The sequence below is a fragment of the Aureimonas sp. SK2 genome, from assembly GCF_029813115.1.
Taxonomy (GTDB): Bacteria; Pseudomonadota; Alphaproteobacteria; order Rhizobiales; family Rhizobiaceae; genus Aureimonas.
On record NZ_JAPZDS010000007.1, the window covers coordinates 239948 to 245947 of the forward strand.

7 protein-coding genes and 1 tRNA gene are annotated in these 6000 nt (G+C 62.0%); all 8 read left to right on the forward strand.

Translation table 11 applies throughout. The features are described from left to right. Nucleotides 1–58 precede the first annotated feature (58 nt). Nucleotides 59–1012: a nitronate monooxygenase family protein gene (locus O5O54_RS11385; RefSeq protein ID WP_279481792.1), complete on the forward strand. Its 954-nt coding sequence runs from the start codon at nt 59–61 to the stop codon at nt 1010–1012. Nucleotides 1013–1105: 93 nt separating this feature from the next. Beyond that, nucleotides 1106–1181, forward strand: a tRNA-Thr gene (locus O5O54_RS11390). A 273-nt stretch (nt 1182–1454) separates the two neighbouring features. Beyond that, nucleotides 1455–3275: an AAA family ATPase gene (locus tag O5O54_RS11395; RefSeq protein ID WP_279481794.1), complete on the forward strand. Its 1821-nt coding sequence runs from the start codon at nt 1455–1457 to the stop codon at nt 3273–3275. A gap of 30 nt (nt 3276–3305) precedes the next feature. Continuing rightward, on the forward strand, nt 3306–3539 hold the full coding sequence (locus O5O54_RS11400) for a hypothetical protein (RefSeq protein WP_279481796.1): 234 nt from the start codon (nt 3306–3308) through the stop codon (nt 3537–3539). An 11-nt stretch (nt 3540–3550) separates the two neighbouring features. Beyond that, nucleotides 3551–3727 (forward strand): hypothetical protein, encoded by a 177-nt coding sequence (locus tag O5O54_RS11405; protein WP_279481798.1) that lies wholly within the window; start codon nt 3551–3553, stop codon nt 3725–3727. Continuing rightward, the gene (locus tag O5O54_RS11410) at nt 3720–4004 is read left to right on the forward strand and encodes a hypothetical protein (protein ID WP_279481801.1); all 285 of its coding nucleotides are present in this window, start codon (nt 3720–3722) and stop codon (nt 4002–4004) included. Before O5O54_RS11405 ends, O5O54_RS11410 begins: the two co-directional genes overlap by 8 nt. Before the next feature lies 1 nt (nt 4005). Beyond that, nucleotides 4006–4773, forward strand: coding sequence for a metallophosphoesterase (locus tag O5O54_RS11415; RefSeq protein WP_279481802.1), 768 nt, complete (start codon nt 4006–4008; stop codon nt 4771–4773). Between the two features lie 50 nt (nt 4774–4823). Next, entirely contained in the window at nt 4824–5771 is a 948-nt protein-coding gene (locus tag O5O54_RS11420) for an Arm DNA-binding domain-containing protein (protein ID WP_279481805.1), read from the forward strand. Nucleotides 5772–6000 lie beyond the last annotated feature (229 nt).

Genomic DNA, 6000 nt, shown 5'->3' on the forward strand with positions numbered 1-6000 from the left:
CGTCGGCGCAAAACGTTTATGGCTTCTCTTACGTTTACGTCAAAGATGGAGAGAAGCTTTGGCCCTTCCCCCGATCCTCCAAGGACGCCTTCGCCTCCCGCTGATCGGGGCACCGCTCTTCATCATCTCGCACCCGGCACTTGTGATCGCGCAGGCGCGCGCCGGCATCGTGGGTGCCTTTCCGGCGTTGAACGCCAGACCAGCCGAACAGCTCGACGAATGGCTGTGCGAGATCGAGGAAGCCTTGCGCGCACCGGGCCCGGATGGCCGGACAGCCGCGCCTTTTGCCGTCAACCAGATCGTGCATCGGTCCAACAAGCGCTTGGAGGCCGACCTCGCCGTCTGCGTGCGCCGCAAGGTTCCCATCGTCATCACGTCGCTCGGGGCGGTCGAGGAAGTCAACCAAGCCGTCCACTCGTATGGCGGTATCGTCCTTCACGATGTGATCAACGACCGGTTCGCTCGCAAGGCGATCGAGAAGGGTGCCGACGGCCTCGTGGCGGTGGCTGCCGGTGCCGGCGGGCACGCTGGAACGCTTTCGCCGTTTGCCCTGATCGCGGAGATTCGTCGCTGGTTCGACGGGCCGCTGTTTCTCTCGGGTGCCATCGCCACCGGCGCCGGAATCCTTGCAGCGCAGGCCGCGGGTGCGGACGGCGCTTATGTCGGCTCGGCCTTCATCGCAACCGACGAAGCGCGAGCGGACGAGCGCTATAAGGCAGCCCTGGTCGCGGGACGGGCGCAGGACATCGTCTACTCCAATCTCTTCACGGGCATCCACGGCAACTATCTCCGCGCATCGATCGAGGCGGCGGGTCTCGATCCCGACAATCTCCCGCAGAGCGACCCTTCGAAGATGGACTTCGGTGCCGAGAGCGGCGCCAAGGCGTGGCGGGACATCTGGGGGGCAGGCCAGGGCATCGGCTCGCTCGATGGCGTCGTCCCGGTGGCCGACCTCGTCGATCGCTTGGCCGGCGAATACGCGGCGGCCCGTCAGCGCCTTTCGCTGGCGTAAGGCTCGGGGCAACTTCGCCAACAAACCCGCTTGAAACCGAAACGCTTTGGCGCTATCAGAGCGCCATCCGCCGGGCAGAGAAACCCAGGCAGGGCCGCTTTAGCTCAGTCGGTAGAGCACATCATTCGTAATGATGGGGTCAGGTGTTCGAATCACCTAAGCGGCACCATTCCCAACTCACTGCAAACGCTGACGTTTTAGCCTCCAAAGTCGATTGGCAAGTTTGAGCCGTCGATCGCTGGGGACACGTGGGGGACACGCGCTCCCGCCGGTAGACCGGTAAAATCGTCTGGAAATTGGTGACGGGGCGGTCATCTCGAATCAAAGCTCCGGCTTGCCCCAGGAATCAGTCGGAGGCATGTTTAGGTCACGACAACGAAACGAGTGACCCCACGCCGGCCGAGCCCAATCGCTCCGCTGCAACGGGGATGGAGTCCCCGATATGCAGGCCAAACGGTTCGAGATCCCCCTCACCGCTCTCAAGACGAACGAGATCCAGGCGCTTCAAAAGCTGAACTACGTAAGCCTGCTCGACCACCTCGGCGGCATGCTTTCGACGGAGCTTGTCGATGGAGCACTGCTCTCGAAGCACCACATGCGAATCGAGTTCCTGATGCAAGGCCTGCCGTTTGCCGGAGCCGATCAGCGTCAGCAGCTCCATCTGTTCGCCGACTATCTCTCGGACAAGCACCCCCGCGGCGGTGCAGATCTCAAGGCCTTGCTCGCATCCGCAGACCGACTTCCGATTACGTTCAACGAGCTGCGTCTGGAGCTGATAGCAGTCGGAGCCAAGCCGGAGGACGTCCTCCAGGCGGACTTTATGCTTGCCCTGCACGGCGACGTCGATGCCGCAAACCGGCTGGCTGGATATGCTGTCAGCTGCATCGACGACGCGCCGATCATGATCCCCTTCTCGCAAGGCATGCAGAGCCACGCCTGGCGTGTCGGCCACCGTGCGAAGTCAGGCGCAGTCTGGGAATGGCGCCCAGGGGTCGAGCTCGACATCCTCGAGAGCGGCATCCATGAGATCGAGACTCAACTCAGCTTTCTCGTGGGCTCGATCTTCGGAGTGGGCAGCTGGCTTCGTGGGTTCCGACACGATCGATCCCAGGCATCAGACCGTGCCCGAGATCGCTTTGCTCAGGACGTCACCCAGCAGCTGATCGGTGACGCCTATAAGCGGTCGATTGCGAAGCCAGATGCCGACTACGTAGCGGAGAAAGAGATCGACTCGCTGGTCGTCTCCGACTTCGAGATCGAGGCGGCAGAAGCTGCTTGGCGCGCAGAAGCCGAGGCAACGGAGAAAGAGATCGCTGCTAAGAAAGAGCTGGTTGCTCTACCAGCTAGCGCGTCCAGCCGCACGCCCCATGCTGGCGACACGGATATCAACGAACCGACCGTGCAAGTGCTGGAAAAGGTCGACCTGACCGGCGTCAATGTCAGCGAGAACGCTCTGCTGAAGTCGTTCTCAGCGATCGGCGGCAAGCAGCTACCACTCGTAATCGCGGAATACGATCTGCCGGCGATCCGTCAGATTTTCCTCGACGCCTGGCCGCATGCTCAGGAATGCGTCGAAAGCCTGTTCCGTGACGCGCAGCCTGGGAAGCCGTTTCGCCTGCACCAGCCGGTCCTGCTTCTCGGAAGTGCGGGATCGGGGAAAACGACGCTCGCAACACACGTTGGGAAAGTCCTCGGCCTACCAGCCGTGGTCTACCCGTGCGCCTCGGTCGCTGACGGCAGCTTCGGTGGAACCCCTGCACAGTGGTCGAGCCGGCGGGCAAGCGTTCCCGCTGAGCTCATCCGCTCGACGATGACCGCGAATCCTCTCGTGATCCTCGATGAGATCGAGAAAACGGGTCACAACGATCGAAACGGGAGCTTGCTGCATGCCCTCCTGCCGATGCTCGAGCGGCACACCGCTGAGAGCTATTTCGAAACCGCGATCGAGCGGACGATGGACCTCAGCTTCGTCAATTTCATCGCCACGGCTAACTCGCTTGAAGGCGTCCCGGCACCGCTCCGTGACCGCTTCCGCATCGTACGAATGCCGGATCCTGGGCCGCAGCACATCGGCACGCTGGTTCGCCAAATCATCGGCCAACTCGATCAAGACGCAGGCCGTGATCCTCGTTGGACGCCTCCCCTCGCGCAGGACGAAATCGAGGTCATCCGTAAGGCTTGGTCCGGCGGATCGCTACGCAAGTTGCGGCGGGCTGTCGAAGCCACGCTGGCTACACGAGCCGCCGTCAAAGCCTGGCACTGACCCCTTTCGCATTCTTGTTCGGAGTATCCCATGCAGATCGCCCCCGCCGTCGCCGACCGCCTCACCGTCCTGAACAATCGCTTTCCGATCGGAGTTGATCGTATCATCGAGCTAGGGATCGACCTGGTGTCGCGCACTGACCCCGATACGATCCTCTGGCTGACAAAGATCGGCATCCGCTCCGAGAGCGAGCGCACCGCCATCATCGAACGCCTGTTCTCGCCGGCGAATCGAAAATCGGCTGAGCTCGGAGTTGCTTCATGACCCTTGGTTTCGTGATCTCCACCCTGCCCCGCGGCCCGATCCCTCCCGACGTTCTCGAAGAGACCAAGCGCTGGCATGCGGAAGCCCTGAATGCCGCAATCGCTGCCTCGGACGTTGAGGAAATCGAGCGGCTGTCGCACACGTCGATCGAGAATTTCGCCCGCTGCTCGATGCTCGCAGATGGCTGACGAATTTGACGACCTGCCGTTCGATATGGCGGCCCTAGATCGCACCATCCGGCTAAAAGCGAACAGCGCCGACCGCGATCCGGCCATGGTGCTCTTTGCTATCGAAGACCTGGTCGGGACGCTGCAGCCCGACACGATCCGGCTGCTTGTGGAAATTGAAAAACGGGTTCGCCGCGTCGATGCCGTCAACCTGCTCGTCGACGCAGACGAGGGCATCCGCCTGGCGATCGTTGCTGCCTTGCGCCGCCATCTAGAACGCGAACATCAGAAAGAGTGACATGCGTTTGTGGATCCGCAGCGACCTGCACTGCCCCCTCGACGACCTGCAATTCCTACACTCGGCCTGCCCGGCTCACGACGTCCAGGTCATCGCCGGCGACACCAACTACGGCCTGCGCAGGACGATCGAAGCGATCGACAAAGTGGCACCGATGCCCGTTGTATTCGTCGCCGGAAACCACGAATTCTATCACCGCCAACTCGATCAGGAGCTCGCCGAAGCCCGCCTGGCCGCGGACGTTTCCCGCAGCGTCTTCTTTCTTGAGCGCCAGCAGTGGATCCATGCCGGCGTCCGCTTCCTCGGCGCGACTCTCTGGACCGACTTCCGCCTCTACGGCTTCGACGCCCGCAGCCTTTCGATGCAGCACGCCCGAGAAGGATCGCCAGATTTCCAGCTGATCCGGCGGCGGATCGACGATCGTGAGATCGCCTTCACGCCCGAGCATGCCGCCTCGATTTTCCAGTCAACGATCGCCTGGCTCGACGCCCGTTTTGCCGAGCCATTCGACGGCCCGACAGTCGTTGTCACGCACCATGTGCCCAGCAAGCGATCCATCGATCCGCGGTTCGCAGGCGATCCGTTGACGCCTTGCTACGTCTCCGACCTGTCCGCCCAGATCGAGCGCTGGCAGCCGGATCTCTGGATCCACGGGCACGTCCATACCGCCTTCGACTACTCGATCGGCCGGACGCGGGTTGTCTGCAATCCACGGGGTTTCGATGCAGAGCAGACGGGCTACGACCACTCGCTGGTGATCGAGATCTAGTCATAGCTGGCGCAACCGTCCGTCAACCGATCGCTGCATAGAATGCACGCATGGCACACGAGCTGACTGAAGAAGACGTCCAAAAAGCGATGACGTTGACCCGCGATCGCATCACGTTTGCCGACAGCCTGGCCTCTGGCCTAGGACTGCGAACGGGCAAAAAGCGCGCCACGTGGACATTGAGATTCACCCGTCCGGCTCCTGAAACCCGACGTGTCATCGGATCGCCTCCGGAAATCAGTCTCGAGACCGCCCGTGTGATCGCAAGACGCGCATACGCGGAGCACCGTCAAAACGCTCCGGTGTCCGACGAATGGTTCATGGCGCTCTACGACGAACTCGGGATCAACGTGCAAACAGAGACCAGCGTCGAGCCCAGGAAACCCACGGCGGCGGTCGGTGTGCGACACGATTTCGAACCGGCTTCTCTCGCTGAGATCGGCCGTCTAATCGCCGTATGTCGCGCCGGCATTATGCATTCGACGATGTCCCGTGTCCTCGAATTCATCGCTTTGACCGGCCTCGACAGGCGCGACGTCGCCGGAATGGAGCGAGCGAATGTCAACGGACGGCAATACTGGGATGACGCTTTCGTCTCGATTCAACTCACCGATCGGCTAAGAGAGATCGTCAATAGAACTAGCGGCGAATTCGTGTTCCCGCCGATCCGCAGAGCCGGTGTCGGCAAGCGCGCATTTATCTCAGAGAACTCGCTGACCGCCGCGCTTTTCGACGTCCAAGGCCCGGCCCCGAATGCGATCCGAGCACGCATGCGGATCTCGCTGCGACGCATGGCAGACCGAGACGTCAACCGGTTGCCCTTCCGCCAGGTGACGCATGATTTCGATGACGGCACCCCACCGGAAGTCTGGCAAGAAATCCACCGTGACGTGCTGCAGGCATGGGAACGGCTCCTGACGCCCCACATCGAGCACGCCACGAAGACGGTCGATTTCGAAGCCCTGCGCAAAAGCCGGTTGCACGCTCATAAAGTCTGACGGCGCCGAACCGAAGCCCGACGCCGCCGACGTTCCTAGCGATTTCGACCCACATCAGGGCGGCAATTGACCCACCAATTGACCCACCTTTCAGACGTCCGAAACAGGGTCGCCGCAGGTGGGGTCAGGCTGCTTCGGGATCGTCACCAGACGTCTTCGGAGTAGAGCGTGCCGCCCTTGCGATCAGTTGGAGCACGCTCGTTCAGTTGGTTCGCCGTGACGGCGATCG

What these genes read in the sequence shown, in the direction of transcription:
- O5O54_RS11395 (WP_279481794.1), top strand. Translation starts at nt 1,455, where the DNA reads ATGCAGGCCAAACGGTTCGAGATCCCCCTCACCGCTCTCAAGACGAAC.
- O5O54_RS11400 (WP_279481796.1), top strand. Translation starts at nt 3,306, where the DNA reads ATGCAGATCGCCCCCGCCGTCGCCGACCGCCTCACCGTCCTGAACAAT.
- O5O54_RS11410 (WP_279481801.1), top strand. Translation starts at nt 3,720, where the DNA reads ATGGCTGACGAATTTGACGACCTGCCGTTCGATATGGCGGCCCTAGAT.
- O5O54_RS11415 (WP_279481802.1), top strand. Translation starts at nt 4,006, where the DNA reads ATGCGTTTGTGGATCCGCAGCGACCTGCACTGCCCCCTCGACGACCTG.
- O5O54_RS11420 (WP_279481805.1), top strand. Translation starts at nt 4,824, where the DNA reads ATGGCACACGAGCTGACTGAAGAAGACGTCCAAAAAGCGATGACGTTG.